The organism is Sporosarcina sp. CAU 1771, from assembly GCF_054482775.1.
Genome location: NZ_JBTLRN010000055.1, coordinates 1 through 1,744 on the forward strand (window position 1 = coordinate 1; position 1,744 = coordinate 1,744).

A 1,744-nucleotide genomic window follows, 5' to 3' on the forward strand; every position below is an offset into this window, starting at 1 on the left:
AGCCACGGATCGAATTAAGGTCGCTATCGAGCAAGAATCGTTACAAACTGCTTAATAAAATTGTTTATTTATTTTTAAAAAACCAACAAATCTTCAAGGGGCTATTCTGTTTATTTTTAAAATCGTCAATTATGAAATTGATTCATATATATTAAATATCAACATTGTTTTTTTAGAAAACTTATGGCATTGTTCCTGTTAGAATAGTTAAAGCATCTTCAAAAACTCCTGCTCCCCGACAATCTCAATATCTTTTCCTTGATTTTTTAGTGATTCAGCTTTCTTCATTTTAGAACTTTTGAAGCCTTCCCCAAATTTTTGTAAATCCTGATCTCCTATAATTAAAAAAGTCGTAGATTTTGTAACATTATTACCGAAATTTGCCCCTAAATCTACTACTCTTTGTGCAGCTTCATTTCTAACCATCGACTGTAACGTCCCTGTAAATACAAGTAATTGGTTATAAAAGGGATGTTCTTCATCGAAATTTGTTTTTGTTGTAGTAATTTCTGCACCAGGTCGATAGACATTTTTAGTACTACTTGAACGATAGCTATTAGGGGAGTGCTTTCCAATATTTAAGTTGGCGAGTTTTAGTAGGGTTTCAAAACTTTTTGTGTCGGCTTCTTTAAATAAACTTAATAATACATAGCCACAAGCCTTAGCATCTTCCAATGCATCGTGGTGTTGAAATTCAAAGTTGTATTTATTAGCTAAGGTTTTAAGTTTGTAGTTAATTTCACCAGGAATAATTTTCTTGGAGAGTTGGTATGTACAACTATATGTAAAGGTCGGGTACGGAAGATTATATTTTTCACATGCGTGTCGTAAAACACTCATATCGAACGCAGCAAAATGTGCTATCAGCATTTCATTCTCAATAAAGTCTTGGAGTATCGGGTAGAATTCGAGAAAGGTTGGTGCATCGATAACCATATCTTTAGTGATGCCATGAATATAAGTATTGTATCCATCAAAGTAATCCTCAGGGTCTATTAAAGTTTCTAGTGTATCAACTAAAAGACCGTTCTTGTATTTAGCTAGTCCAATAGCACAGACACTATCTCGTGAACTGTTAGCTGTTTCAAAGTCAATTGTTATAAAATCCATTTTAATCACTCCTGTAATTATATTGTTAAATAAAAACCAATTAACGAGAGAAAAGTAAACGTGACTTCAAATAAATTTTGATTTAGATCCCTATTTCATCTTTAAAATGTTCAAGTAGATAGATTTCTAACTCATTCTTAGTATCGAATCTGAACAAATCTTTTTCAGTTAGAATCTGCCATTCATTAGTAAAGGTACTTTTTCTAATGGTAATGATGATTTTTCCCGATTTCTTTTTGTGTTCAACGGGTTTTCTGAAAACTGGGTTGTATTGATGGCGTTCTATTTCTTTTCCATTTTCATTAACGATGAATAAAGTGCTATCTCTGATGGTTGAAAATGTAATATCTTTGTTGTCGTAGATTCCTTTTGAACTCCAATTATCTTTATCGTTTTCGATATGGGATACAAGTCTATCCTCATTATAAAAACCCATTGTGTAAACCTTATTGCCGACATAATTTAAAATTGCACTGTTTAGTTCATTTAGGCTAGTTGTACAATCAAGTTAGCCAGTTAAATTCAAACAAAAAAATGCCATTATAAAATTTCGTGTATCATTGAAGTTGCGAGACTCACAATGAGAGGAAGTTTTATAATGGCACACACCGAGAATACCATACAAAACCGTAAA

2 protein-coding genes are annotated in these 1,744 nt (G+C 32.2%); both read right to left on the minus strand.

Annotation, left to right across the window (positions count from 1 at the left end):
- Window positions 1-207: 207 nt before the first annotated feature.
- A complete protein-coding gene (locus ACXYMX_RS16970) occupies window positions 208-1,110 on the minus strand; it encodes an exonuclease domain-containing protein (RefSeq protein ID WP_459045426.1) in 903 nt (300 codons plus the stop codon).
- 82 nt (window positions 1,111-1,192) lie between these two features.
- Window positions 1,193-1,546, minus strand: coding sequence for a hypothetical protein (locus ACXYMX_RS16975; protein WP_459045427.1), 354 nt, complete (start codon window positions 1,544-1,546; stop codon window positions 1,193-1,195).
- Between the last annotated feature and the right edge of the window lie 198 nt (window positions 1,547-1,744).

Bases quoted from the DNA above. Each gene is read 5' to 3' on its own strand.
- ACXYMX_RS16975 (WP_459045427.1), bottom strand. From the start codon at position 1,546: ATGGGTTTTTATAATGAGGATAGACTTGTATCCCATATCGAAAACGAT.
- ACXYMX_RS16970 (WP_459045426.1), bottom strand. From the start codon at position 1,110: ATGGATTTTATAACAATTGACTTTGAAACAGCTAACAGTTCACGAGAT.